Below are 24,531 nucleotides of genomic sequence, written 5' to 3' on the forward strand. Positions count from 1 at the left end.
CGGGGATTAGGCAAATATCATCGAGCTGAGCTTGCGCCGCCCGTTCAGAACAATCGGGTCATTGGGCTTGAGCGCATCGAAAATTGTGAAGAGCTGCGCCTTTGCTGCCCCATCATTCCACTCGCGATCGCGGCGGAACAATTCCAACAGTTGAGCCACTGCCTCTTCGACATCGCCATTGGCATGCAGGGCCTGCGCCAGATCGAAACGGGCTTGATGGTTGTCTGGCTCGGCCTCAACTGTTGCAGTCAACTCACCTACCGGACCAGCATCTGCAGCCTGCTTGGCCAATTCCAGTTGCGCATGGGCCGCTTCAACCTCTGGTGAAGTGGAAATCTCGGCAGGAGCGCCATTGAGGATCGCCTCAGCCTGATCCAGATCCCCCGATGCAATATGCGCGCGCACCAACCCGCCATAAGCGGCAGCGTGATTGGGGTCTTCACCCAGTATGGCGGCAAAAGTCTGTGCCGCGTCTACAGCGGCCCCCTCGGTCAACATTTCTTCGGCAGCTTGCACAGCATCATCTAGTTGACCACCCGGGCTTTCACCGCCCGCGGCTTCGATCACACGATCTATGAAGGCCTTGATCTCGGACCCTGGCAAAGCGCCCTGAAACCCGTCGATCGGTTGGCCTTTGTGAAATGCATAGACCATCGGAATCGACTGGATGCGCAGTTGTCCTGCAATCATCTGCGCTTCGTCCACGTTGATCTTGACCATCTTGACCGCACCCTTGGCAGCGGTCACGGCCTCTTCCAACGCCGGGCCCAGCGTTTTGCAGGGGCCGCACCAAGGCGCCCAGAAGTCAACGATGATCGGCGCCTCTTGTGAGGCTTCGACCACATCGGCCATGAAGGTGGCCTCGGTCCCGTCTTTAATCAGATCAGTGGCTTGGGGGCTGCCTGCGCCGTTCAGAAGGTCCATGGCTTATACTCTCTGGTTCGAACTTGCGCCCTATATGCAGTCCAATGCGGCAGAAACCAAGGGGAGAGTTCGGCGAATTTGCTTCGGTCAGACGTCAAACGTGGCAAATACCGGGGCATGATCACTGGGTTTTTCCCATCCGCGCGCGTCGCGCAGAATGCGGCTGGAATGACCCGCGTTCGAGATATCGGGCGTAGCCCAGACATGATCCAGCCTGCGTCCCTTGTCGGCGGCATCCCAATCTCGTGCCCGATAAGACCACCAGCTGTATAGCTGGCCCTCGGGAATATCCTGCCGGGTGATATCGACCCAGCCACCTGCATCCTGAGTCTCGGCCAGCGTTTCAACCTCGATCGGCGTATGTGAAACCACCTTCAGCAACTGCTTGTGCGACCAGACATCATCTTCGCGGGGCGCAATATTCAGATCGCCCACCAGAATGGACTTTTTCGGCTTTTCCGCATGGAACCAATCGCGCATGTCAGCGAGGTAATCCAGCTTTTGGCCAAACTTCTCGTTCACTTCGCGATCCGGCACGTCGCCCCCAGCGGGGACATAGAAATTATGAATGGTTACGCCATTCTCCAACCGCCCCGCAATGTGTCGCGCATGACCCAGACCCGCGAAATCCTTATCCCCTACTTCCTCAAGCGGAAGGCGCGACAGTATGGCGACGCCGTTATACCCCTTCTGGCCCCGCGCAATCATATGCGTATAGCCCAGCTCGGCGAACCCTTCGGTCGGGATTTTGTCGACCGGCGATTTGCATTCCTGTAGACACAGCACATCCGGGGCCTCTTCCTGCAGCAATTTCAGAACGATAGGCTCGCGCAGGCGGACCGAATTGATGTTCCATGTGGCAAGGGTGAAGGGCATATCCGGGGGTTCCTTTGTCGAAGTTGCCGCAGGTTAGCGCGGCGCCAAGCGAGGTGCCATCGAAAAACAAAGCAATGTTGCCTGACCCGGCGGTGACGGAAACTTGCAAAGTTTCCGGTCCGATTTCATTGAATGAAATCGGATGCCCGGTGCCGATATCGCCCTGCACGATACAGTTGCACCCTACAAAAAAAGCCGGGCCATCAGGCCCGGCAGTCCAACAGGGAGGTGCATGTCATAACCCGGACATGCGCGGGTTGGGAGTAATCTAAAGATACCTACAGAGTATCACTTTGATCCAAGTCAATCCACCATTAGTCAAGCAACAAGGCGATATCCGCCCGATTCTGTGACCAAAAGGCGCGCATTCGACGGGTCGGGTTCAATCTTCTGACGCAGACGATAGATATGGGTTTCAAGCGTGTGCGTTGTAACGCCTGCGTTATAACCCCAGACCTCATGCAAAAGAACATCACGTGCAACGACGCCGTCAGTTGATCGATAGAGGAACTTGAGAATGTTAGTCTCTTTCTCGGTCAGGCGGATCTTGCGATCATCTTCGGTCATCAGCATCTTCATGGCCGGTTTGAAGGTGTAGGGCCCCAGAACAAAGACCGCATCCTCGGATTGTTCATGCTGGCGCAGTTGGGCCCGAATCCGGGCCAGAAGAACCGGAAATTTAAAAGGCTTGCTGACATAATCATTAGCGCCAGCATCAAGGCCCAGGATCGTGTCAGCATCGCTGTCGTGCCCAGTCAGCATCAGCACCGGGCTTTTGACGCCCTGCTTGCGCATCAGGCGACACAGCTCACGGCCATCGGTATCCGGCAGGCCGACATCCAGAATCACCAGATCGTATATTGCTTCGCGCGCGCGTTCCATTGCCGACGCGCCATCGGACGCCTCGAACACGTCAAAGTCTTCGGTCATGACAAGTTGCTCGCTGAGCGCTTCGCGCAGGTCTTCGTCGTCATCCACCAGCAGGATTTTCTTGAGCTGAGCCATGTACGGTCCTCCTAAGCCTTTTCCATCACTTGCGTATGAAGAATGCAATCAGCAAGATTTACTGCAGTCGTCTCACGCCCTCGTGTCTGACGCCGAGGAAATGTTTCACATTTTCCAGTGATCGGGGTAGGACAGGGTCTGATCGTTTCAAGGTAAACTGCATGAGTCTCACTCCCGACATCACCGAATTGCTGGCACGGGCGCGGGCTGACCTGCGTATGGGTGTTCCCGTTGTTCTGACCGACGAACTGGGATTTGGAGTACTCGCATTCGCCACCGAGACCCTGAGCCCGCAAAGGTTGGCCGATTTGCGCGGCTTGGGCGGGGATCCCGTTGTCGCCATCACGGTTCGGCGCGCTGAAACACTTAAAGCGCGTGCATATGACGGCGATCTTGCTCGCGTCATGATCCCGGCGGATGCTGGGCTGAGCTGGGTGCAGGCGGTGGCCGACCCGTCCGATGATCTGAACGCCCCGATGAAGGGCCCGCTGATGACCGAACGGCAAGGCAGCGCAAATCTGCACCGGATCGCTATTGCGTTGGCCAAGTCGGCGCACTTGCTCCCGGCCGCCGTCGTCGCCCCTATTCAAGACGGGCGCGAATTTGCGGCAGATCATGGTCTGACCTGCATTGACCATGCCCGGGCCGCGCCACATCTGACAGATCGCAGTGCTCTGCACCCTGTCGTCGCCGCACGCCTGCCGATGGAAGTGTCGGAGGCCGGGCGCCTGCATGTATTCCGCCCCGAAGATGGTGGAGAGGAACACTACGCGGTTGAAATCGGTCGCCCCGACCGCGACAAGCCCGTCCTCGCGCGGCTGCATTCGGCCTGTTTTACTGGCGATCTCATGGGCAGCCTGAAATGTGACTGTGGCCCGCAACTGCGCGGGGCCTTGGCCCAGATGGGGGACGAGGGTGCGGGTGTCCTGCTATATCTGAATCAGGAAGGACGTGGGATCGGGCTCGCCAACAAAATGCGCGCCTATTTTCTTCAGGATCAGGGATTTGACACAGTCGAGGCCAATCACCGGCTTGGATTCGAAGACGATGAACGGGATTTCAGGCTCGGCTCGGATATCCTGAAATCGCTGGGCTTCAATTCGGTCCGTCTGCTGACCAACAACCCTGCAAAAATCGCGATGATGGAACGCACAGGTATCGCCGTCACCGAACGTGTTCCGTTGAAAGTAGGTGAAACAGATTTCAACCGCGCGTATCTGGCGACCAAAGCGGCAAAGTCAGGCCACCTGCTGTGACACCAAGCGATCTGGTTCTTACACCACGTGGCATTCGGTTTCTCGGGCACCTGTTCCCCTGCGCTATAGGCAAAGGGGGCTTGAGCCCAACCAAGCAGGAAGGTGACGGAACAACACCAACAGGTGTGCATCACATTGTGGGTATGCTCTATCGCGCAGACCGAATGCCACGGCCGGCGCATTGGGCACGACCGATCGGACCGCGCGATTTATGGTCAGACGACGTAGAGGACGATGCGTATAACCATTTGGTGCGGGCGCCTCATGATTTCAGTCACGAAAAACTGCGTCGCCCAGATCCGCTTTATGACCTGATCTTGATAACCGATTGGAACTATCCCAATTCAGAACCCAGCCGGGGATCGGCCATCTTCCTGCATCAATGGCGACGCCCACGGTTTCCGACCGAAGGCTGCATCGCATTCAGGCGCGACCACCTACGTTGGATTGCCCAAAAAATCACGCCGGGCACACGGCTGATCATCCCTGAGGCTTAACCCGCGCCCCGAATATGGCAGACCCAATACGGACGTGTGTGGCACCCAAGGCGATTGCCGATTCAAAATCACTGCTCATTCCCATCGACAAACCCTCCAGCCCATTCCGCTCGGCGATTTTTGCTAATAGCGCGAAGTGCAGCGCGGGCTCCTCTTCAACCGGTGGAATGCACATCAAACCTCGGACGGGCAGGTCCATGCCGCGGCATTCTGCAATGAACGCATCAGCATCTTGTGGGAGAGTACCGGCCTTCTGATCCTCTTCGCCTGTGTTGATCTGTATAAAAAGATCGGGGCACTTACCCATTTCTTGTGCCAATCGCGCCAATGTTTTGGCGAGCTTTGGTCGATCAACTGAATGGATGGCATTGCAAAGATCAATCGCCTGCCGTGCCTTGTTTGTTTGCAATGGACCGATCAGATGCAGATCGATGTCCGGAAAACTCTCGCGAAATGCAGGCCATTTGCCAGCGGCTTCCTGCACACGGTTTTCTCCGAAACACCGGTGGCCCTGTTTCAACACGGCTTCGACCCGGTCGTTAGGTTGCACCTTGGAAACCGCAATTAATTGCACCGAGCCTTCGGCGCGTCCTTCCGCAGATTCAGCTTTGGCTATTCGATCGGTGATTTCTTGCAGCGACATGGGTTCCTCATTCTGCGTTTGCAGCAGCAAAACACCATGTTGCGGCAAAAGAAAAGGGCAGGTCCGAAGACCTGCCCTTGAACCTTGTGGTTCAGACCAACTTAGAAGTTGAACTGAGCACCAAAGTCGGCACGCAGCTGGCTGTCGCCGTCGCCACGCTTCTGGTTGCCGATACCACCGCGCAGCGATGCACCGCCACCCAGGTCGTAGATGGCACCGATGCCGTACTGCTGCAGATCGTCGTCTGCCGAACCGTCACCGTAAGCGAAGGTCAGAGTGGTTGCCGCGCCCAGGTTGTAGGCTGCCGACAGACCGTATGCGGTGCCGTTGCGGTCATCGTTTGCAACGTCATCGTCTGCGACGAACAGAGTACCGGAGAAGTCACCGAATTCTGCACCCAGGGTCAGAACGGTCAGGCTCTGCTTGTCGGCATCGCCCAGACCGCTGGTCTGACCGTAGGCCAGAGCGGCAGTCACGTTACCGAAGGTGTAGGTCGCGCTGATGTCCCAGCGGTCTGCATCATCAGTGTCCGCACCCGCAACAGCTTCGTCAGCAAATGTGCGCTGGTCATACGACGCGCCGAAGGCGAAGTCGCCAACTGCGTACTGGAAGAACACAGCGTTTGCGCCCGAACCGGTCGACGAGTACGCCAGGAAGTCATAGTCGACGCCCGAGTACTGACCAATGAAGCTTTCCAGGCCAGGCTCGTTACCGTAGTAGTTTGCCAAGTTGTCGAACGAACCGGCTACGTTACCGGCGTCAACACGCAGACCACCGAAGATGACCGAGAAGCGTGCGCCGTTCAGGCCAGCGGAGTTTGCTTCGCCGTTGCCGGCATCTTCGTCTGCCTGCAGACGAACACGGCCTTCAAAGCGAACGCCACCGTCAGTTTCAACGATTCCGTCGATGTTCAGACGGAAGCGCGAGACCAGGATGGTTTCGTCGGTTTCTACGCCGGTCGCTTCACCACCACCAATTGCGTCAACGGTACCTGTACGGTCTTCCAGGTATCCCAGACCAAAGCGGCCGTAACCGCTGAACTTTACTTCGGCCGCTGCAACACTTGCGGTTGCAATCAGTGCGGTCGTTGCGAAGAGAACTTTTTTCATCTTGTTTCCCTCGGTTTCAAAGATTTTCTACTCGACACATGCAAAGCACGCGTCTCAGCACGGACACCGTTTCGCTTTTTTTGCCCCCGTTGCGCAAGCTTGGCATAAACGCAAAGACGTCATTCGGCCCAAATTGGTGCAAGGATGCCACAGTCGAATTCAACGGATCGTGCGGTTCGCGCGAGTCGATCATAAAAGAATAGGGTTGTTGCTGTACGGGTCCTTGTCTAGGAGTATCACTCGACAGAGCAAAACAAGTGACACGGGACCTTCCAACGATGCGCCGTATTACGATTCCAGGTTTGATCATGGTAACGGCTGCCTTATCAGCCTGCGGAGGGCCACCGCCTGGCGATGCAAGTGTGTTGACCGCTGATGGCAGCTCGACAGAGGAACGCGAACTGAATGACCCGAATCGTTCGACGATCTGGGACGTATTTGGCCCGAACACCTCAGAGCAGGTCACTCAGGTAAATCGCTATCTGTGGGCCGCATCGCTGGATGTACTGAATTTCTTGCCGATCCAAGAGGTCGATCCGTTTACCGGAGTGATCGTAACGGGTTATGGCACACCGCCCGGCGGCGGGCGTTCCTATCGCGCGACAGTTCACATCAGTGATCCCGCTTTGGAAGCGCGTTCTTTGTCCGTAGCTCTTCAGACCAGTGGCGGTTCTCCGGTCAGCGCTGCAACGTCGCGCGCCGTCGAAGATGCGATCCTGTCTCGCGCGCGTCAGCTACGCATTGCGGACAACAAGTTCTAGAAACCCGACAAAAATCACACTATTACCACGCCGGGTTCCTACCCGGCGTTTTCATTCACGAAGGACCGCATGATGTCGCGCTACTCGGCCAACGAAATCGAAGCAAAATGGCAGGAGGCCTGGGACAAGGCCGGAATCTTCATCGCCAATCACAAGGCGGACAAGCCGAAATACTATGTGCTTGAGATGTTCCCCTACCCGTCTGGCCGTATCCACATGGGGCATGTACGCAACTACACGATGGGAGATGTGATCGCCCGCCACAAGCTCGCAACCGGTCATAACGTGCTGCACCCGATGGGCTGGGACGCGTTCGGGATGCCTGCGGAAAACGCCGCAATGGCCAGTGGTGGCCACCCCAAAGATTGGACCTACGGCAATATAGCCGACATGCGCGGACAGATGAAGCCGCTGGGCCTGTCGATCGACTGGTCTCGTGAATTCGCCACCTGTGATCCGGAATACTACGGCCAGCAGCAGGCTTTGTTCCTGGATATGCTCGAGGCCGGTCTGGTCTATCGCAAGAACGCCGTGGTGAACTGGGACCCAGTCGATATGACTGTTTTGGCCAATGAACAGGTAGAAAACGGCCGTGGCTGGCGTTCAGGCGCCTTGGTTGAGCGTCGCGAGTTGACTCAGTGGTTTTTCAAGATTTCCGATTATTCCGAGGAACTGCTCGACGCGCTGGATACGCTGGATAACTGGCCCGCCAAGGTACGCCTGATGCAAGAGAACTGGATCGGCAAGTCCCGTGGCCTGCAATTCGGGTTCGAACGCACCGATGGAGGTGAGCCGATCACCGTCTACACGACACGGCCCGATACGCTGATGGGCGCGTCGTTTGTTGGCATCTCGCCCGATCATCCGATTGCCAAGCAGCTTGAGGCAGAAAACCCGAAAGTCGCTGAATTCGTTGCCGAATGCCGCAAGGGCGGCACCACCGAAGAGGCGATCGAAACCGCCGAAAAGCTGGGTTATGACACCGGCATACGTGTAAAACATCCACTCGACCCCAGCTGGGAGCTGCCGGTCTGGATCGCCAACTTTATCCTGATGGACTATGGCACCGGCGCCATTTTTGCCTGCCCAGCTCATGATCAACGTGACCTCGATTTCTGTCGCAAATACGGCCTGCCTGTGGTCGACACATTCTTTGCACTGGATGATGACACTCCGGTCGACAAGATCGCGTTTGTTCCACCGAAAACCGAGAAAGTCCGCTGGGTGAATCATTTTGCGGGTCTCACCGAGGCAACGGGTGAAGAGGCCATCAATGCCACCGTTGATTTCGCCGAAAAGGCCGGTTGGGGTGAAGGTGTTACCAAATACCGCCTGCGCGATTGGGGGCTCAGCCGCCAGCGCTATTGGGGCTGCCCGATTCCTGTTGTGCATTGTGATCAATGCGGCACGGTCCCCGAGAAGAAAGATAATCTACCGATCGAGCTGCCTTATGATGACGGCAACGGCAAACCCATAGATTTTTCGATCCCCGGCAACCCGCTGGACCGCCATCCCAGCTGGCGCGACACCCCTTGCCCTTCCTGCGGCGCTCCAGCCAAGCGGGAAACTGACACGATGGACACGTTTGTCGATTCGTCGTGGTACTTCGCCCGTTTCACCGCCCCGCGCGCAGACAAACCCACCGATCTTGCCGAAGCCGAGTATTGGATGAATGTCGACCAATATATCGGCGGCATTGAGCACGCGATTCTGCACCTGCTCTACTCGCGCTTCTTTGCGAGAGCGATGAACATCACTGGTCATTTGCCAAAGAAAGCGATTGAGCCGTTCAACGCGCTGTTCACTCAAGGCATGGTGACTCATGAAATTTATCAGACACGCGACGCCAACGGTCGCCCGGTCTATCACCTGCCCGAGGACGTGACCGACGGCAAACTGACCGACGGCACCGTGGTTGAAATCATCCCCTCAGCCAAAATGTCCAAGTCGAAAAAGAACGTCGTCGATCCGGTCAGCATCATCTCGGCCTTTGGTGCGGATACTGCGCGCTGGTTTGTTCTGTCCGACTCCCCACCTGAGCGCGACGTGGAATGGACCGCGTCGGGCGCCGAAGCCGCGTTCAAACATCTCAGCCGCGTGCACCGCATCGCCGCAGAAATCGCAGAATCGGATCTGGCGGCCACTGCAGATGACGAAACGCTGCTACGTGAGATGCACAAAGCCATTCATGACGTATCGGGCGGGGTCGAATCCTTTGGCTTTAACGCATCTATCGCAAAGCTTTATGCATTCACCAACGCGCTTGCCAAATCCAAAGCGGGCTCTGCAGTCAAGCGCGAGGCAGCCAAGACACTAGCGCAGCTGATGTCGCCGATGACGCCACACTTGTCCGAAGAACTTTGGCAGATGCTGGGCGGCGAAGGCCTGGTTGCAACCGCGCCTTGGCCCATCGCGGATGAGACGATGCTGATCGATGACACCATAACCCTGCCGATTCAGATCAACGGCAAGCGTCGGGCCGAGATCAGCGTAGCCAAAGATCTGGATAAAGCAGAGGTTGAAAAAATCGCCCTCAGCACCGAAGCTGTGCAAAAGGCGCTGGATGGCGCTGCACCGAAGAAAGTGATCGTTGTTCCGGGCCGGATCGTTAATGTCGTCGTTTGATCGTAGAACCCTGTTATTGATGCCGCTGGCGCTCGCCGCTTGCGGGTTCGAGCCGGTTTATGCGCCCGGAGGATCAGGCTCGGCCTTGGATGGCAAGGTCGAGGTGTCCGCACCAAATACGGTCGAAAGCTTTCTGCTGGTCCAAAACCTGGAACGTAAATTAGGTCGAAGCGCGACCTCGGGCAACGAATACAAGCTGGATGTGGGGGTTTCGACGGTCACCCGCAGGGCCTCGATTACCACAGCGAATGAAACCAATCGCTATACGATCGACGGGAATGCGACTTACGCGCTGAAATCCAATGCGACCGGGCAAATCATCGCCTCGGGCAACGTTACCGAATTTGTCGGTTATTCTGCTGCAGGCTCGACCGTGTCTACACTGGCAGATGAACGCGACGCGACCGAGCGCTTGATGGTGATTCTGGCCGATCAGATCGTAAATCGCCTTTACGCCACACCGGGCCTGTCCACATGAAGTTGAGCCCGCGCGAGGCTGAAGGCTATTTTGCCAAGCCGGACGCGGACAAAGCCGGATTGCTGATCTACGGGGCGGACGCGATGCGCGTTGCGTTGAAGCGTCAACAGGTGCTGGCGGCTTTGCTGGGACCTGGCGCCGAAGAGGAAATGCGCCTGACCCGCATTCCCGGAAGCGATCTACGCAGCGATCCGGCCCTGTTGCTGGACGCGGTCAAGGCTGTCGGATTTTTCCCCGGTCCCCGCGCGGTGTTTGTTGAAGACGCCACCGATGTCGCAGCGCCTGCGATTCTCACAGCCCTTGAAGACTGGGATCATGGCGATGCACAGATCATCGTGACGGCCGGGCAGCTCAAACCCAGCTCGAAAATCCGCAAAGCATTCGAAGCGAACCCTGCCGCATACGCTGTTGGCATCTACGATGACCCGCCCTCGCGCGCCGAGGTGGAGCGCATTCTGGCGCAAGCCGGATTGAAGAATATTCCGCGCGATTCGATGTCGGCGCTTAGCGAACTTGCAATGGCGCTCAGCCCTGGTGATTTCACTCAATCAGTTGAGAAACTGTCGCTTTACAAACGCGGTGACGCCGGTGAACTGACGATTGAAGACATTGAAGCCTGTGCGCCGCGGTCGACCGAGGCGGCGCTGGATGATGTATTGAACGTCGTTGCCGAAGGCCGGGCACAGGAAATCGGCCCCCTTATCCGACGCCTGCAGGCGCAGGGCACCAACGGGGTCACCTTGTGTATTGGGGCGACGCGGCATTTCCGAACGCTCTATGCCTGCGCATCCGACCCTGAAGGCGCGGCGCAGGGAATCGGCAAGCTGCGCCCTCCGGTCTATGGCAAACGACGTGACCGGATCCTGAGGCAAGCTCAGGGATGGGGGGCGCCCAAGCTGCAGACCGCTTTAACCGTCCTTACAGATACGGACCTATCCTTGCGCTCGGCAGGTCAAACCGCACCTGCGATGGCACTGGTAGAGCGTGCAATGATCCGACTGGCGATGCTGGCCCGATCGGGTTAAGGCCTAGCGCGCCAACCACGTTGCCGCCGACTGACCGGCCCAACGTCCCGTCGCCAGACAGGCGGTCAGAAGATAACCACCGGTCGGGGCTTCCCAATCCAGCATCTCGCCCGCGCAAAAAACGCCCGGACATGCAGTCAGCATCAAACCGCTGTCCACGGCACCCGATGCTACCCCGCCAGCGGTTGAGATCGCCTCATCCATCGGGCGTAGCCCAGCATACCTGATGGGCAGGTTTTTCAGCGCACCGATCCATTGCGTTTGCTTCAATGCGCGGCCCTTAGTCATTTCGTGGAACAAAGCGATCTTTTGCGGAGACAGACGCAGACCATTCTTCAACCAATGCGAAAGCGTTGCCTTTGATTTCTTCGCGTCCAATCGCGCCTGCATCCCTTCAGCCGTCACATCCGGGACCAGATCAACAAACAGCGGCGCCCCCATCCGCAGCGCAGGGGTCAGGGCATACATACCGCCACCTTCCAGGCCTTTTGCGGAAATAGTGGCCTCACCACGGCTATCCAGATCGCCCGCCATCCACCGCACCGACTTGAGCGCCGCGCCAAAATGTGGCTGCATATAGGGGCTCCAATCGACTGACAGAGCGGCGTTAGCCGGTGCAAACGGTGTTAGATCAACTCCGCTGTCTGCAAGCCATTGGGCCCAAGCCCCATCCGAACCCAACCGCGCCCAGCTGGCACCCCCCAATGCCAAAACCGTCGCGCCGGGCGAGCAAAACTGCATGCCATCTGGCGTGTCAAAAGCCAAAGCCCCACCTTGCCATCCCTGCCAGCGCCAGCGTGTCCTGATCTGAACACCGGCCTGATCCAATCTGGCCAGCCAAGCCCGCAGCAAGGGTGAGGCCTTCATGACTTTCGGAAACACGCGCCCGGTAGAGCCCGTGAACATCTCTTGCCCAAGATCACCGGCCCAAGCCTTCACCGCCTGTGCGTCAAACGCTTGTATCATCGGATGCAACCAATCCTTTGCATCCCCGTATGCGCCCATAAGCATGTCAAAAGGCTCATCCTTGGTCAGGTTCAGGCCGGACTTCCCCGCCATCAGGAATTTACGCGCGACAGACGGCTTGGCTTCGGCCACTACAACCTCGTGCCCGGCGGCGGCAAGCTGTTCGGCGGCCATTAGCCCCGCTGGTCCTGCCCCGATAACCATGGATTGCGCCATTGTGTCCCTCTTGCCCTGTACACGCATCAGCGCGAAGTTAGGTCATGGCAAATTCCGATCCGATCTGCCCGCTCTGCAACCGTCCGATCCCCGAAGGTGGTGGAAGCCTGCACCATCTGATCCCAAAGCTTAAGGGAGGCAAGGGCGGGCCCACCGTTTTATTGCATCAGATATGCCACAAAGAGATCCACGCGACACTGACCGAGGCCGAACTGGCGCGTGACTTCCACACTGTCGATGCACTGCGCAAACATCCGAGGCTTGAGAAGTTCCTGAATTGGGTGCGCAAACGCCCGCCGGGGTTTCGCTCAAAAGTGCCGGGCAAACGACGCGGGCGATGATCAGGCAGGAAGCCAGGGATCGCCGAATGCATCCTTTTGCGGGTCAGCCAGCCCTTCAATTTCGATCCCGAGATAGTCCGGCACCGGTGCAAACCGGGCATTTGGGATGTGTTGGTATTCCAACGTGGTATAAGTACGCTTCCACAGCCATTCGCGATTCTCAACCGCCCAGAGATCGGGGTTGGGAGGCTCCTCTGCGGTGAACGCATAGAAATGAAGATCGAACCCGTGAGGTTCGACATCCTGCAGAGACAGCAAAGACAGTCCCATGGATCGGCAAAACGCATCTTCGGCAGCGATATCACCGGTTCGCAAAGTGATCTGACCAATACAGGCCTTGGCAAATGGGGCGTCCGCGCTGGCGGCATTTTCGGGCCGGTTGCCCTCGAAATCCTGCTGCAGCAGTTCAATGGCAAACCCTTCGGGGTCATTCAGATGGCACATATAGCCGATATCCAGAAACTGCCGCGGCGCGCTGACCGGGGTACCCTTCTGGCGCAGGTGTTCTGCGGCAAGATCAACATCCGGCAACGTGATCCCGATCTTCCAATACCGCTGCCCCGGATCATGGCGGTAGCCCCCGCCGCCAGGCATCAGCAACAGATCGGCATCCTGACCGGAATATCCAAGACGACGATTGGCGCCTTCAACCCTGACAGACATGCCAAGCGCATCACGATAAAACGCCGCCAACGCATCCGGGTCCTCCACCCGCAATCGGAGCGCGGCCAACCTCATGGGCACAATCCGGCTATGCCCGCAGCAACCGACGGATCTGCGGACAGGCTGTCGGCTACAAGTTCTTGTGCAGTTGGTATCAAATGTTCGGGCTCAACCACCCGATCAACCAGCCCAAAGCTATAGGCTTCTTCTGCAGAAATCTTCTGTCCAGCCATCAGTATAAGCCGGGTTCTGGCCGGACCGATCAACTCTGCCATCCGCTTGGGATCCGAGGGCTGCGGCAAGAATCCCAGCTTCATGACCGGGTAAAAGAACTTGGCCGAAGGCACTGCGATACGCAGGTCACAGGCCAGCACCATACCGTTGGCTCCACCGGCCAAAGTGCCGTTGAGCGCGGCCACCGTCAGGCAGGGCAAGGCGGCAATGGCACCCGACAACCTCTCCCAAAGATCGGATGTCGCAAGGCCCGCCCGCGCTTCTTCAAGATCGGCGCCCGCACTGAAGACCCGGCCCGCCCCCGTCAGGATCAATGCACGTGCCTCGGTTGCCGCCTCTGCGATGCGTACCAATTCGCTAAGCATCGCTGAGGTCAGCGCATTGGCCTTATCCGGATTGTTCAACGTGACGGTCCACAGCCCATTATCCTGTGTCAGTTCGATCACGTCAGCCCGACCCTTTTTCGGATGACTTCGTTGCGAAGCGATATTTCGGTCCCCAAGAACTCATCCGCATCCGCCGAGCACATCCACATCAACGCCCGCGCGGGCCAGTCTGCGGGGATGTGATCGTCCCAATCCAGCTGACTTACTGGATTGATTCCGCTGGCCTTGATCACCCGCTGCATATCTGTGGCCACAGTTCCCGGGGACAGGCCCATTGCGCGAATACCGTGATGCGCCTCTTCCAGATGCAGGCATTCGGTCAGCATCTTGGCCCCGGCTTTTGATGCGCAATAGTGGCTCCAGGCTTCGACCGGGTTCGACGCGGCACCGGACGAGACTGTCAGAACGGTCCCGCCGCCTGCTGCCCGCATGATGGGCAGGACGGCACGCATTCCGTAAAAGACTCCCTTCAAGTTGATGTCGATTGCTTGGCTCCAGGCCCGGGTGTCGGCATTCGAAAGATGAAAGATCGGATCAATGACGCCCGCGTTCCCGATTAGCACATCCAGCTTGCCGAACCGGTCGATGCAATCGGCAACTGTCTGTTCGACCTGGGAAAAATCGCTGACGTCGCAGGCCAGCGCCATGGCATTTTCACCCAATGCCGCAGCCAGAGCGTCAATCTGATCGCGGCTGCGTGCGACCAAGGCCACATTGGCCCCAGCTGCGGCAAAAACGCGCCCGGCTTCCGCTCCGATGCCTCGGCTTGCCCCTGTGATCAGTACCGTTTTCCCTTGCATATGCATCGTTTAAATCCCTGCATTTGAAATTGTCTTAACTCGTACCCTGCAAATGGGGAATTGGTCCACCCCTTCCCCCTTGACGCTGGCCGCTACAGGCACGACCATGCCGGCAAATTGATCAAGAAGGGTTCTATTATGACTGTTTTCCTTCGCCGTAGCTGCGGTGCAGCTTTGGCCTATGCTGTTGCAACCAACGGCGCGTTTGCAGATGTTACCGCCAATGATGTCTGGGCCGATTGGCAGGCTTATCTGGGCGGCATGGGCTATGACGTCACTGGCGATCAGAGCGTTTCCGGCAACGTCACCACCATCGCGAACATGACGATGGCCATGGCCATTCCGGACACCGAAGGTACCTTCGACATGGTCATCCCCGAGATGACGTTGACCGAAAATGGCGACGGTACAGTCAATATCGGCTTCCCTGCCAGCTTCCCGATGACAATTTCGGGTGAAGCCGAGGGCGAGACATTTTCGGCTGATCTGATGTACGCTCACGACGCCTTGGAAATGGTCGTTTCGGGTACCCCCGAAAACATGACATATGACTATACGGCGAACAGCCTGACTCTGTCGATGGACTCGATGGAGTTTGATGGCGAAACCGTATCTAGCGACTTGTTTGCCTTGAACGTTCAGATGAACGAAATCGCAGGCACATCGCAGATGCAGATCGGCGAGATGCGCGATATCGCGCAGCAGTTCACGGCCAGCAGCCTGTCCTATGATGTGGCCTTCAACGAGCCCGAAAATGAAGACACGGGCCGGATCAGCGGTAAATTAGATGGTTTGAAATTTGATGGCGATACAATCATCCCACCCGGTATGGATGTCGCCAACATTGAAGACATCTACAAGGCCGGATTTGCCGCTTCAGGTACATTCACATACGCCTCGGGCAGCACCGAAATGGCAGGCACTGCCGAGGGTGAGCCATTCTCGCTCAGCAGCAGTTCCGAAGGAGGCAGCTTTACCGGCAGCATCGATGCACAGCGCCTTGTCTACGATCTTGCGCAGAACAGCACCAAACTAGCCGTCACCACGTCGGATCTGCCTTTTCCAATCGAAATCGCGATGGCAAATGCAGGGCTGAAATTCGAGCTTCCGGTGCAGGCCTCGGAAGAAATCCAGCCATTTGGATTTGGCATGAACCTGACGGATTTCACCATGTCCGACGTGTTGTGGAGCATGTTCGACCCTGCTAGTGCGCTGCCGCGCGATCCGGCGACCATCGCGTTGGATGCAACCGGCACCGCCAAAGTTCTGGTCGATTTCATGGACCCGGAAGCCGTCGAAGAGCTTGAGACATCTGATATCGTTCCGGGCGAACTGCATTCGCTGAAGATCAACAAGCTTCTCGTATCATTGGTCGGAGCCCAATTGAGCGGTGATGGCGACTTTGCGTTCGACAACTCCAACACGGAAGAGTTTGATGGCCTGCCTGCCCCGTCGGGTGTTGCCAACTTGAAACTTGTTGGGGCCAACGCTCTGCTGGACAAGCTGATCGGCATGGGCTTTGTGTCGGAAAACGACGCGCTGGGCGCGCGTATGATGATGGGTCTGATGGCTGTTCCGGGCGAAGAACCGGACACGTTGAACTCGAAAATCGAGTTTACCGAGGATGGACAGATTCTGGCCAACGGTCAGCGTATCAAGTGACAAACAAATCGGGAAAGGCCGCGGCGCTGGCCTTTCCCGCCCGAGGCACATAAAGCCAGTGGGCTGCAGGCCTTGCGGGACAGGCTATCCGAGGCTAGGTCCAGAACAACAAGACCGGAGGCCTCATGACGCGAACACCTCAAACAATCAGTGAAGAGCTGCTGAATGCAGCCCGCAAGGCAGGTGCCGAGGCAGCGGATGCCATAGTAATTGATGGCTCATCCGTTTCTGTGGAAGTACGTAGTGGTGCATTGGAACATGCCGAACGCTCGGAAGCGACCGATCTAGGGCTGCGGGTCTTCCTTGGCAAACAGCAGGCAATCGTATCCAGTTCGGATAGTCGCCCCGATACGCTTGCCGCGATGGCCGAGCGCGCCGTGGCCATGGCACGGGAAGCGCCGGAAGATCCGTTCACCGGCTTGGCCGCGCCTGACCAATTGGTCGCCGACTGTAATATCGACACGCTGGAGCTGTTTGACCCAGCCCCTGAACCCAGCGCTGAAGCTCTGATGCAGGATGCGCTGGCGGCCGAGGCAGCAGCGATGGACGTTACGGGTGTCTCACAGGTGTCCGACGCTGCGACCGCCTATGGTACCCACCGGGTCCATCTTGCCGCGACAAACGGCTTTTCGGGTGGCTACATGCGCAGCAGCCGTTCAACCTCATGCGTCGCCATTTCCGGCGAAGGGACGGGAATGGAGCGTGACTATGACGGTGACAGCCGGACTTTTCAGTCTGACCTGCGCAGCCCCGCCGAGATTGGTCGCACGGCTGGTGAACGTGCGGTTCAGATCGTGGGAGCACGCAAGCCCCAGACCGGCAGTTTTCCGGTGGTGTTCGACGAACGGATTTCATCATCCCTGATCGGCCATCTGCTGGCCGCCAGCAATGGCGCGGCGATAGCCCGCGGGGCCTCATGGCTGAAGGAAAGCCTTGGGCAACAGGTTCTACCGGCACATTTGTCTTTGATTGAAGACCCGCATCGCCCGCGCATTTCGGGCTCGCGCCCGTTCGATGCCGAAGGGCTGGCAACACGGCGCAGGGCGATCGTTGAAGATGGCGTTCTGACCGGTTGGACGTTAGACCTGTCCAGCGCCCGCAAATTGGGAATGACCTCGACCGGCAACGCAGCGCGCGGCGTATCCGGGCCGCCGTCGCCTAGCAACTGGAACCTGAGCCTGACGCAAGGCGAGAAGACCCGCGCCGAGTTGTTGCGCGACATGGGTACCGGGCTTTTGGTCACTTCGATGATCGGATCGACCATCAATCCGAATACCGGCGACTATTCACGCGGCGCTTCGGGATTTTGGGTTGAGAACGGCGAGATCACCCATCCCGTCAACGAGTGTACCATCGCTGGCAATCTTCGCGACATGCTGATGCGAATCATTCCGGCAAACGATGCGCGGCCTTACCTATCGCGCGTTGTACCCTCGCTGTTGATCGAAGGGATGACACTTGCCGGCAACTGACCTGCCCCTGCTGATCGACGCTGCGCTTGAGGCCGGAAAGATCGCCACGCGCTATTCGGGTCCTGATGCCCAGCGCTGGGATAAACCCGAAGGCGCAGGCCCGGTGACCGAGGCCGATCTGGCCGTCAACGCGATGCTTGAACGTGATCTGCAGGCGGCCCGACCGGATTATGGCTGGCTGAGTGAAGAGACCGAGGATTCCCCCGACCGTCTGGCCCGTGATCGAGTCTTTGTCATTGATCCTATCGACGGCACCCGCAGTTTTGCCGAGGGGTCGCGCACATGGGCCCATTCGCTGGCCGTAACCGAGAACGGTGAAGTCACGGCAGCCGTCATCTACCTGCCCTTACGTGATCTGCTTTATGCGGCTGCAAAAGGGCAAGGTGCAACGTTGAATGGCACTGCCATCCAAGTTTCAGGTCAAGCACACCTGCCCGAAGCCGAGATTTTGGCGGCAAAACCCAATCTAGATCCGCGCCACTGGCAATCCGGTGCTGCCCCTGACTTTCGCCGTGTATACCGCCCGTCCCTGGCTTACCGGATGGCGCTGGTTGCGCAGGGACGGTTTGACGGGATGCTAACGTTGCGACCCAGTTGGGAATGGGATATCGCCGCCGGAGATCTGATCCTGCGCGAGGCAGGCGGGCTCTGTACCGATCGTTTGGGGCAACCTCTGCGCTTCAACAATACCCACCCGCGCCTGAACGGCGTGGTGGCGGCAGGTTCAGCGGTGCATTCGGGCCTTCAGGCCCGGCTTGACCCGAATGGGGCCGGAATTCCGGCATGAGCAAGCCGCGATCTCTGAGCCTTGCGGCCTATCGAGTCCTGTCCTGGGGCGTCCCGCAAAGCACGGGTCACCCCGAGATTGCGCGCCCGGAAGGTGAACTTCTGTGGGTCCATGTCAGTACACCCGATCGGTTGCGGGCCGTCGACAATATTTGCCGTCGGCTGCTGTCTGTGCGACCAGAACTTTCGCTGTTGCTGACCGCCCCACCCGATGTTGATCTGAAGGACTGGGAAGATTGCGATACCCCGATCACAATGCTGCCCGCCGAGCATACCGGCGCGGCGCGCACGTTCTTGGATCACTGGCGCCCTGACATGGGGCTGTGGTTTGGCGGTGGGCTGATGCCCAATGTCATTACACGCGCACAGGAGCGGGGCATTCCGCTAATTTTGCTTGAGGCTGTGGTCGACGTGAAAACCGCAAGGGGTGGACGTTGGCTACCTGATATCACGCGATACACGCTGGATTGCTTTACAGCGATACTTGCGCCCAATGATGACAGCGCACGCCAAATCCGACGCCTGGGAGTGAACTCGGCAAAAATCTCGGTCGCGCCACCACTTCATATCAGCCCCAACCCAGAGCCCTGGCCCGAAGATGAATTGATCGAGACCACTCACACAATGGCCGGGCGCCCAGTTTGGCTGGCCGCATGGGTTCAGGACAAGGAGTTCATCTCGGTTCTGACGGCCCATCGTCAGGCCTTGCGGATGCTGCCACGTCTGGCTTTGGTCCTGCATGTGGCGGATATGTCCGAGGCATCGCCCCTGTTTAAACGCCTCGAAGCGATGGACCTTCGATGCGCCAACTGGGATGAAGGCCATCCAATCGAAGACACCACACAAGTGATTCTAACAGCCGAGCCCGAGGATCTGGGCCTTTGGCATCGTGTATCCGCAGTTACCTTCATGGGAAGTTCACTGGAACGCGGGGCGCGGGGGCACGACCCTCTGACCGCAGTCGCCTTGGGATCTGCGGTAATCCATGGGCCTCATGTCAGCAAGCATCGCAGTCTCTATGACAGATTGGGGCAGGCAAAAGCCGCGTTGAAGATACGAACCGCAACAGAGTTGGGCGATGGCGTTGTCGAATTGTTGGCACCTGACCGCACAGCAGACATGGCATTGGCCGGATGGCGGATTGTCACCGAAGGGGCTCCACAGGCGGACCAACTGATCGATATGGTACAGGATACACTGGACCGGCGAGGGCGTGACGATGCGGGCACCTGACTTCTGGAACTCAGCCCCTGATCGGTTGGATCTGCGCGCCAGGCTGTTGGCGCCACTTGGTCGCCTCTATGCCGCTGCAACCGCCCGTCGCGTGGCGAGCGGGCAAGGCATCTCGCCGGGCGTACCGGTTATCTGCGTTGGCAACCTGAATGCCGGTGGCACAGGGAAGACACCGACGGTGATCTGGGTTTTGGAATATTTGAGGGATACCTGGCATCAACCTCATGTCGTGACCAAAGGCCATGGTGGCTCGCTGGAAGGCCCGGTGCAGGTCGACCCGCGCAAACACACAGCGGCTCAGGTCGGGGACGAACCCCTGTTGCTCGCCGCGTTTGCCGAGGTCTGGGTCGCCAAAGATCGTGCAGCGGGCGCGCAGGCAGCCGCAGCGGCAGGGGCAACCGCGATCGTGCTGGACGACGGTTTTCAGAACCCCGCAGTTGCCAAGGATTTTTCCATCATCGTGGTGGATGCGCAGCGCGGATTTGGCAATGGCCTTTGCCTTCCTGCTGGTCCACTGCGAGAGCCTGTGGCCGTTGGATTGAAACGTGCCGATCTCGTGTTGTCGCTTGGGGACGCCGCAGCGCAGTCAACATTTTCAGAAAGATGGGAACCTGCCCTGACGGTCCCACACGCCACCGGCGAGGTGTGTCCGCTCCAAACCGGAATGGACTGGAACAATACACCCGTTCTGGCCTTTGCGGGCATAGGCTATCCGGACAAGTTCTTTGGAACTCTGCGACAGCAAGGCGCTAAACTGCTGCGGGCCGAGGCACTGGATGATCACCAACCACTGACTTCAGCGCTGATGACGCGGCTTGAGAACGAGGCCAAAGCACTGGGCGCGCAACTGGTGACAACCGAGAAAGACGCCGTGCGCCTGCCCGCCACATTCCGCAGCAAAGTTCTGACCCTACCGGTTCGGTTGCAAATCAATCAGGATGACAAAGTCAAAGAGTTGTTGGCGAAGGCCGCGCCTTCACCTTAGGCAGATGGCCAGCCCAAAACAGGCTGACCATTCAGGATTTAGCTGCCAAGCTCGGCTTCGATCAGCGTCTTGAAGTCGTCATAAGGCTGATTTTCAACCTTCTTCCCATTCACGACGAAAGTAGGCGTCGCCTGAATTCCATCGCGTTCGGCATTTTCCTGATACCAGGCCACCAGTGTCTGCGCGCGGGTACCGTCCTGCAGGCAAGCCTCAAGCTGATCATTGTCTATGCCAGCGAGACGCCCGATCTTGCGCAGTTCATCAACGATCTCGGCAGGACCTCCGGCCCGAGTCCATTCCGACTGGCCTTCATACAGCAGGTCGGTGATGCCAAAGAACTTTTCAGGTCCTGCACAGCGCGCGACCATCGAGGCCCACAGGCCATAGCGGTCGAAATACACCTCACGGTAAGTGAACTTTACCTTGCCGGTATCGATGAAGTCCTTTTTGAGCTGCTTGTACGCGCCCTGATGGAAATTCGCGCAATGCGGGCAGGTGTACGATGCATATTCGATGATCTCGACTGGCGCGTCTTCGGCCCCCTGCACCATCTCGACGATGGTCGAGGTGTCCAAATCCGCCTCTTGCGCCTCAGCAGCACCAACAAGCGGGTTCGAAGGGATCGTGTTACTCGACGTTGTCAGCCAATAGCCGCCAGCGGCCACGGCGACAGCCGCACATATTACGGTTGCAATCCGGCTCATTCATCAGCCCTTTCTTAGCGTTTCTGTCTGGATAAAACGTTGCGGCCCAAACGTTCAAGGGCCGCGCGCAAATCTTCATCATCAACCGCGCGCGACACATTGTCGGCCTCAGCTGCGATTTCTGGTGAAACAACCGGTTTCGTCTGTTTCGGTTTGTGATCGAAACTCGCCTGCCCCTCAGCAAATCCGGTAGGCGCGGTCTGGGTGATACGCACCCGATTGATCGCGTTGTAACCATAGACCGCATTCACTTTGTCGCGCAGCTGTTCTTTCTGCATCTCCAGCATTGGCGCCTGCGGCCCGGTGGTCAGCACCGTCAGTGTCGCGCCAAAGCCACCCTTGGCGTATCCCACATTCACCGGCCGGGCGATCGACGCGATGTCCTGGCCCACAATCTCGGCCCAATGGGTCAAAAGGCGCGAGACGGCAAATCCCCGGCTTTCCCCGGCCTGCCTGATCCGGTCGTTCAGCAAAGTGGCGGTGCGCTTGAACCCGCGGGTCGAGGAACGTCTGCGTTGCATCTGGTTTCCAACTCCTGCGCCGCTATTGTAATAGGCTGATACCCGGACGCCAGTGAAACCCGACAGAGAGTTACATAAAACTTGCGTGACTGCACCGAATCTGACCTGAGCAATACGCTGCTGGATTGGTACGACCGCTACGCACGTGAAATGCCGTGGCGTATCGGCCCGGCAGCGCGTGCCGCAGGCGTAGCACCAGACCCCTACCGCGTCTGGCTATCCGAAGTGATGCTGCAACAAACGACCGTTGCCGCTGTTCGCGACTATTTTGTTCGTTTCACCACGCGCTGGCCAACCGTCGAAGCCCTTGCCAATGCGCAAGATGATCAGGTCATGGGGGAATGGGCTGGCCTGGGCTACTACGCCCGCGCCCGCAACCTTCTGAAATGCGCGCGGGTGGTTGCGTCCGCGCATAACGGGCAGTTTCCCGACAATTACGATGCACTACTGGAACTGCCGGGCGTTGGCCCCTACACGGCGGCGGCCATCGCAGCCATCGCATTTGATCGGCCCGAAACTGTCCTGGACGGCAATGTCGAACGGGTCATGGCAAGACTCTATGATATTCACGAACCCCTGCCCGCCTCAAAACCGCTGTTAAAGAAAAAAGCCGCGGCATTGACCCCGCAGCACCGGCCTGGAGATTACGCGCAGGCTGTCATGGATTTGGGTGCAACGATCTGTACTCCAAAATCTCCGACTTGCGGTATTTGCCCCCTGCATGCGGCCTGTCTGGCGCGGAAGGCGAGGACGCAGGTGGAACTGCCGCAAAAAACGCCCAAGAAGCCCAAACCCACCCGGCTGGGCCACATCTACATCGCCCAACGCGGAGATGGTGCCCTGCTGTTGGAACGCCGCCCCGATAAGGGTTTGCTGGGCGGAATGTTGGGCTGGCCTGGCTCGGACTGGTCCGAAACACCGCTGGAAAGCCCTCCGTTCCCGGCGCGATGGCACGAAATCCCCGGTGAAGTGAGACACACCTTCACCCACTTTCACCTGATCCTGCGTATTTGGACAACCGAATTGCCAGACGGTTGCGATCCGAACGGTCTGACTGTCATGGACAAACACCAATTCAGGCCCAGCGACCTGCCCACGGTTATGCGCAAGGCTTTTGACCTCTGGCGCGGCCAATAGACCGCTGGGCAAAGCCCAGTGCGCGGTCTACGGTGCCGCCAACGTTTCGGAGCCTCAACATGATCGCATCTGACACCCTGTCCCGATGGCAATCCGCCCTTCCCTTTTGGGTCTCATACCTCCTGATCCCACTGATCTGGATGACCACTACGGCAGGCGGATGGTGGGTCCTGCTGGTACCGCTTTCGACATGGTGGGTCTTTGCGGTGCTAGACCGGCTGACCGGCCTAAACCTTGAAAACGCCGACCCGGATACGCCAGATGCGGGGCTGCAATGGTATATCTGGCTGACCAAAGCCTGGGCGCCGGTGCAATTCCTAACGCTCTATGGGCTGATCTGGTACACTACCCGAGCCGTAAATATGAGCTCGGTCGAAAAAATCGGCGTGTTCTTCGGCATGGGCGTCCTTTCCGGAACGATCGGGATCAACTACAGCCACGAGCTGATGCATCAGAAAGGCAAACTGGAACGCTGGCTGGGCGATTTACTGTTGTCGATGGTCCTTTATTCCCATTTCCGGTCCGAGCACCTGCTGGTTCACCACCGCTACGTCGGAACTCCGCGTGATCCGGTAACCGCTCGCTACAACGAAGGTTTCCACCGGTTCTATCCGCGCGTTCTGCGCCAAAGCCTCATCTCAGCCTTTCGCGCCGAGCGGGAAAAACTGGCCCGCAAAGACCGCCCGTGGACCGACCCGGCAAACCCGTTCTGGCGCTATTGGAGCCTGCAAGGAGCCATGCTGCTGCTAGCATTTCTGATCGGCGGATGGGCAGGGCTAGGCCTGTTATTGGTACAGGCCGGCACCGCGATCTGGCAGCTTGAACTTGTTAACTATGTCGAGCACTACGGGCTGACGCGCAAATATCTGGGCGATGGCAAATATGAGCATGTGCACCCGCGCCATTCCTGGAACGCGTCACAAAAGGCTTCAAACTGGCTGTTGATCAACCTGCAACGCCACTCGGATCACCACTACAAGCCCAACCGCCGCTTCCCATTGCTGCAACACCATACGCAGGACGCAGCGCCGCAACTGCCTCATGGATATCCGGTCATGACCCTTGCCGCGATGATTCCGCCCTTGTGGCGGCGTATCATGAATCCGAGGGTCCGCGCTTGGCGGCGTCAATACTATCCCGAAATCACCAACTGGAAGCCTTACAACAAAGCGCACAACCCTGCCCCTCGCACCTGACTGCAGCGCGCTGCCCGGCCCAACGGGAAG

Annotated in this window: 25 protein-coding genes; 14 read left to right on the forward strand and 11 right to left on the reverse strand. The window is 58.2% G+C overall.

Annotated elements, in window-relative coordinates:
• Positions 1 to 6: 6 nt before the first annotated feature.
• The 3 genes from AC2TEM_RS18390 to AC2TEM_RS18400 form a co-directional block, all read right to left on the reverse strand.
• The gene (locus tag AC2TEM_RS18390; protein WP_170425852.1) at positions 7 to 924 is read right to left on the reverse strand and encodes a thioredoxin family protein; all 918 of its coding nucleotides are present in this window, start codon (positions 922 to 924) and stop codon (positions 7 to 9) included.
• Between the two features lie 87 nt (positions 925 to 1,011).
• Positions 1,012 to 1,800, reverse strand: a complete 789-nt coding sequence (locus AC2TEM_RS18395) for an exodeoxyribonuclease III (RefSeq protein ID WP_170425855.1) — start codon at positions 1,798 to 1,800, stop codon at positions 1,012 to 1,014.
• A 318-nt stretch (positions 1,801 to 2,118) separates the two neighbouring features.
• Entirely contained in the window at positions 2,119 to 2,805 is a 687-nt protein-coding gene (locus AC2TEM_RS18400) for a response regulator transcription factor (RefSeq protein ID WP_170398869.1), read from the reverse strand.
• 161 nt (positions 2,806 to 2,966) lie between these two features.
• Here AC2TEM_RS18400 and ribA point away from each other — a divergent pair, with 161 nt between their 5' ends.
• Both ribA and AC2TEM_RS18410 read left to right on the forward strand, forming a co-directional pair.
• Positions 2,967 to 4,061: a GTP cyclohydrolase II gene (ribA, locus tag AC2TEM_RS18405; RefSeq protein ID WP_170425856.1), complete on the forward strand. Its 1,095-nt coding sequence runs from the start codon at positions 2,967 to 2,969 to the stop codon at positions 4,059 to 4,061.
• Positions 4,058 to 4,558: a L,D-transpeptidase family protein gene (locus AC2TEM_RS18410; protein WP_170406691.1), complete on the forward strand. Its 501-nt coding sequence runs from the start codon at positions 4,058 to 4,060 to the stop codon at positions 4,556 to 4,558. The genes ribA and AC2TEM_RS18410 overlap by 4 nt, the downstream gene beginning before the upstream one ends.
• Here the strand turns inward: AC2TEM_RS18410 and AC2TEM_RS18415 are convergent.
• The gene (locus AC2TEM_RS18415) at positions 4,542 to 5,201 is read right to left on the reverse strand and encodes a YggS family pyridoxal phosphate-dependent enzyme (RefSeq protein ID WP_170398878.1); all 660 of its coding nucleotides are present in this window, start codon (positions 5,199 to 5,201) and stop codon (positions 4,542 to 4,544) included. The genes AC2TEM_RS18410 and AC2TEM_RS18415 overlap by 17 nt on opposite strands.
• 101 nt (positions 5,202 to 5,302) lie before the next feature.
• Positions 5,303 to 6,310 carry a porin gene (locus AC2TEM_RS18420; protein WP_170398881.1) on the reverse strand — a complete coding sequence of 336 codons (1,008 nt, stop codon included), beginning with the start codon at positions 6,308 to 6,310 and terminating at the stop codon, positions 5,303 to 5,305.
• Between the two features lie 278 nt (positions 6,311 to 6,588).
• Here AC2TEM_RS18420 and AC2TEM_RS18425 point away from each other — a divergent pair, with 278 nt between their 5' ends.
• The 4 genes from AC2TEM_RS18425 to holA all read left to right on the forward strand — a co-directional run bounded on the left by AC2TEM_RS18425 (position 6,589) and on the right by holA (position 11,199).
• On the forward strand, positions 6,589 to 7,071 hold the full coding sequence (locus AC2TEM_RS18425) for a DUF3576 domain-containing protein (protein ID WP_170398884.1): 483 nt from the start codon (positions 6,589 to 6,591) through the stop codon (positions 7,069 to 7,071).
• Positions 7,072 to 7,143: 72 nt separating this feature from the next.
• Positions 7,144 to 9,696: a leucine--tRNA ligase gene (gene leuS, locus AC2TEM_RS18430; RefSeq protein WP_170425858.1), complete on the forward strand. Its 2,553-nt coding sequence runs from the start codon at positions 7,144 to 7,146 to the stop codon at positions 9,694 to 9,696.
• Positions 9,683 to 10,174 (forward strand): LPS assembly lipoprotein LptE, encoded by a 492-nt coding sequence (gene lptE / locus AC2TEM_RS18435; RefSeq protein ID WP_170398890.1) that lies wholly within the window; start codon positions 9,683 to 9,685, stop codon positions 10,172 to 10,174. The genes leuS and lptE overlap by 14 nt, the downstream gene beginning before the upstream one ends.
• The gene (gene holA / locus AC2TEM_RS18440; RefSeq protein ID WP_170425860.1) at positions 10,171 to 11,199 is read left to right on the forward strand and encodes a DNA polymerase III subunit delta; all 1,029 of its coding nucleotides are present in this window, start codon (positions 10,171 to 10,173) and stop codon (positions 11,197 to 11,199) included. The genes lptE and holA overlap by 4 nt, the downstream gene beginning before the upstream one ends.
• A 3-nt stretch (positions 11,200 to 11,202) precedes the next feature.
• On the opposite strand, the gene AC2TEM_RS18445 is transcribed toward holA, so the two are convergent.
• Complete coding sequence (locus AC2TEM_RS18445; protein ID WP_170609202.1) at positions 11,203 to 12,381, reverse strand: TIGR03862 family flavoprotein; 1,179 nt, start codon at positions 12,379 to 12,381, stop codon at positions 11,203 to 11,205.
• Positions 12,382 to 12,425: 44 nt separating this feature from the next.
• Between AC2TEM_RS18445 and AC2TEM_RS18450 the strand changes: the two genes are divergently transcribed.
• Entirely contained in the window at positions 12,426 to 12,722 is a 297-nt protein-coding gene (locus tag AC2TEM_RS18450; protein ID WP_170406707.1) for an HNH endonuclease, read from the forward strand.
• Here AC2TEM_RS18450 and AC2TEM_RS18455 read toward each other — a convergent pair whose 3' ends face one another.
• Genes AC2TEM_RS18455 through AC2TEM_RS18465 form a run of 3 tightly spaced genes read right to left on the reverse strand, consistent with a single transcriptional unit; the run spans position 12,723 to position 14,811 of the window.
• Positions 12,723 to 13,460, reverse strand: a complete 738-nt coding sequence (locus AC2TEM_RS18455) for a VOC family protein (protein WP_170425864.1) — start codon at positions 13,458 to 13,460, stop codon at positions 12,723 to 12,725.
• Entirely contained in the window at positions 13,457 to 14,065 is a 609-nt protein-coding gene (locus tag AC2TEM_RS18460; RefSeq protein WP_170425866.1) for an enoyl-CoA hydratase/isomerase family protein, read from the reverse strand. The genes AC2TEM_RS18455 and AC2TEM_RS18460 overlap by 4 nt, the downstream gene beginning before the upstream one ends.
• Positions 14,062 to 14,811 (reverse strand): SDR family oxidoreductase, encoded by a 750-nt coding sequence (locus AC2TEM_RS18465; protein ID WP_170425868.1) that lies wholly within the window; start codon positions 14,809 to 14,811, stop codon positions 14,062 to 14,064. The genes AC2TEM_RS18460 and AC2TEM_RS18465 overlap by 4 nt, the downstream gene beginning before the upstream one ends.
• A 132-nt stretch (positions 14,812 to 14,943) precedes the next feature.
• Here AC2TEM_RS18465 and AC2TEM_RS18470 point away from each other — a divergent pair, with 132 nt between their 5' ends.
• The 5 genes from AC2TEM_RS18470 to lpxK all read left to right on the forward strand — a co-directional run bounded on the left by AC2TEM_RS18470 (position 14,944) and on the right by lpxK (position 20,943).
• Positions 14,944 to 16,467, forward strand: coding sequence for a DUF2125 domain-containing protein (locus tag AC2TEM_RS18470; RefSeq protein ID WP_170425870.1), 1,524 nt, complete (start codon positions 14,944 to 14,946; stop codon positions 16,465 to 16,467).
• 125 nt (positions 16,468 to 16,592) lie between these two features.
• A complete protein-coding gene (locus AC2TEM_RS18475) occupies positions 16,593 to 17,939 on the forward strand; it encodes a TldD/PmbA family protein (RefSeq protein ID WP_170425872.1) in 1,347 nt (448 codons plus the stop codon).
• On the forward strand, positions 17,926 to 18,726 hold the full coding sequence (locus tag AC2TEM_RS18480) for a 3'(2'),5'-bisphosphate nucleotidase CysQ (protein ID WP_170425874.1): 801 nt from the start codon (positions 17,926 to 17,928) through the stop codon (positions 18,724 to 18,726). The genes AC2TEM_RS18475 and AC2TEM_RS18480 overlap by 14 nt, the downstream gene beginning before the upstream one ends.
• Positions 18,723 to 19,958 carry a glycosyltransferase N-terminal domain-containing protein gene (locus AC2TEM_RS18485; protein ID WP_170425876.1) on the forward strand — a complete coding sequence of 412 codons (1,236 nt, stop codon included), beginning with the start codon at positions 18,723 to 18,725 and terminating at the stop codon, positions 19,956 to 19,958. Before AC2TEM_RS18480 ends, AC2TEM_RS18485 begins: the two co-directional genes overlap by 4 nt.
• A complete protein-coding gene (gene lpxK / locus AC2TEM_RS18490) occupies positions 19,945 to 20,943 on the forward strand; it encodes a tetraacyldisaccharide 4'-kinase (RefSeq protein ID WP_170398923.1) in 999 nt (332 codons plus the stop codon). Before AC2TEM_RS18485 ends, lpxK begins: the two co-directional genes overlap by 14 nt.
• 38 nt (positions 20,944 to 20,981) lie before the next feature.
• Here the strand turns inward: lpxK and AC2TEM_RS18495 are convergent, their stop codons facing one another.
• On the reverse strand, positions 20,982 to 21,647 hold the full coding sequence (locus AC2TEM_RS18495) for a DsbA family protein (protein WP_170398926.1): 666 nt from the start codon (positions 21,645 to 21,647) through the stop codon (positions 20,982 to 20,984).
• 14 nt (positions 21,648 to 21,661) lie between these two features.
• The gene (locus AC2TEM_RS18500) at positions 21,662 to 22,168 is read right to left on the reverse strand and encodes a DUF721 domain-containing protein (RefSeq protein ID WP_170398930.1); all 507 of its coding nucleotides are present in this window, start codon (positions 22,166 to 22,168) and stop codon (positions 21,662 to 21,664) included.
• An 81-nt stretch (positions 22,169 to 22,249) separates the two neighbouring features.
• On the opposite strand from AC2TEM_RS18500, the gene mutY reads away from it, so the two are divergent.
• Both mutY and AC2TEM_RS18510 read left to right on the forward strand, forming a co-directional pair.
• Positions 22,250 to 23,305, forward strand: a complete 1,056-nt coding sequence (gene mutY, locus AC2TEM_RS18505) for an A/G-specific adenine glycosylase (RefSeq protein ID WP_480790443.1) — start codon at positions 22,250 to 22,252, stop codon at positions 23,303 to 23,305.
• A gap of 59 nt (positions 23,306 to 23,364) precedes the next feature.
• Positions 23,365 to 24,501, forward strand: coding sequence for an alkane 1-monooxygenase (locus tag AC2TEM_RS18510; protein WP_170425878.1), 1,137 nt, complete (start codon positions 23,365 to 23,367; stop codon positions 24,499 to 24,501).
• The last annotated feature ends 30 nt before the right edge of the window (positions 24,502 to 24,531 follow it).

It is taken from the genome of Ruegeria sp. HKCCD3925 (assembly GCF_057221175.1).

Coding starts and splice junctions, on each gene's coding strand:
- AC2TEM_RS18390 (WP_170425852.1), bottom strand. CDS start 924: ATGGACCTTCTGAACGGCGCAGGCAGCCCCCAAGCCACTGATCTGATT.
- AC2TEM_RS18395 (WP_170425855.1), bottom strand. CDS start 1,800: ATGCCCTTCACCCTTGCCACATGGAACATCAATTCGGTCCGCCTGCGC.
- AC2TEM_RS18400 (WP_170398869.1), bottom strand. CDS start 2,805: ATGGCTCAGCTCAAGAAAATCCTGCTGGTGGATGACGACGAAGACCTG.
- ribA (WP_170425856.1), top strand. CDS start 2,967: ATGAGTCTCACTCCCGACATCACCGAATTGCTGGCACGGGCGCGGGCT.
- AC2TEM_RS18415 (WP_170398878.1), bottom strand. CDS start 5,201: ATGTCGCTGCAAGAAATCACCGATCGAATAGCCAAAGCTGAATCTGCG.
- AC2TEM_RS18420 (WP_170398881.1), bottom strand. CDS start 6,310: ATGAAAAAAGTTCTCTTCGCAACGACCGCACTGATTGCAACCGCAAGT.
- AC2TEM_RS18425 (WP_170398884.1), top strand. CDS start 6,589: ATGCGCCGTATTACGATTCCAGGTTTGATCATGGTAACGGCTGCCTTA.
- leuS (WP_170425858.1), top strand. CDS start 7,144: ATGTCGCGCTACTCGGCCAACGAAATCGAAGCAAAATGGCAGGAGGCC.
- lptE (WP_170398890.1), top strand. CDS start 9,683: ATGTCGTCGTTTGATCGTAGAACCCTGTTATTGATGCCGCTGGCGCTC.
- holA (WP_170425860.1), top strand. CDS start 10,171: ATGAAGTTGAGCCCGCGCGAGGCTGAAGGCTATTTTGCCAAGCCGGAC.
- AC2TEM_RS18445 (WP_170609202.1), bottom strand. CDS start 12,381: ATGGCGCAATCCATGGTTATCGGGGCAGGACCAGCGGGGCTAATGGCC.
- AC2TEM_RS18450 (WP_170406707.1), top strand. CDS start 12,426: ATGGCAAATTCCGATCCGATCTGCCCGCTCTGCAACCGTCCGATCCCC.
- AC2TEM_RS18455 (WP_170425864.1), bottom strand. CDS start 13,460: ATGAGGTTGGCCGCGCTCCGATTGCGGGTGGAGGACCCGGATGCGTTG.
- AC2TEM_RS18465 (WP_170425868.1), bottom strand. CDS start 14,811: ATGCATATGCAAGGGAAAACGGTACTGATCACAGGGGCAAGCCGAGGC.
- AC2TEM_RS18470 (WP_170425870.1), top strand. CDS start 14,944: ATGACTGTTTTCCTTCGCCGTAGCTGCGGTGCAGCTTTGGCCTATGCT.
- AC2TEM_RS18475 (WP_170425872.1), top strand. CDS start 16,593: ATGACGCGAACACCTCAAACAATCAGTGAAGAGCTGCTGAATGCAGCC.
- AC2TEM_RS18485 (WP_170425876.1), top strand. CDS start 18,723: ATGAGCAAGCCGCGATCTCTGAGCCTTGCGGCCTATCGAGTCCTGTCC.
- lpxK (WP_170398923.1), top strand. CDS start 19,945: ATGCGGGCACCTGACTTCTGGAACTCAGCCCCTGATCGGTTGGATCTG.
- AC2TEM_RS18495 (WP_170398926.1), bottom strand. CDS start 21,647: ATGAGCCGGATTGCAACCGTAATATGTGCGGCTGTCGCCGTGGCCGCT.
- AC2TEM_RS18500 (WP_170398930.1), bottom strand. CDS start 22,168: ATGCAACGCAGACGTTCCTCGACCCGCGGGTTCAAGCGCACCGCCACT.
- AC2TEM_RS18510 (WP_170425878.1), top strand. CDS start 23,365: ATGATCGCATCTGACACCCTGTCCCGATGGCAATCCGCCCTTCCCTTT.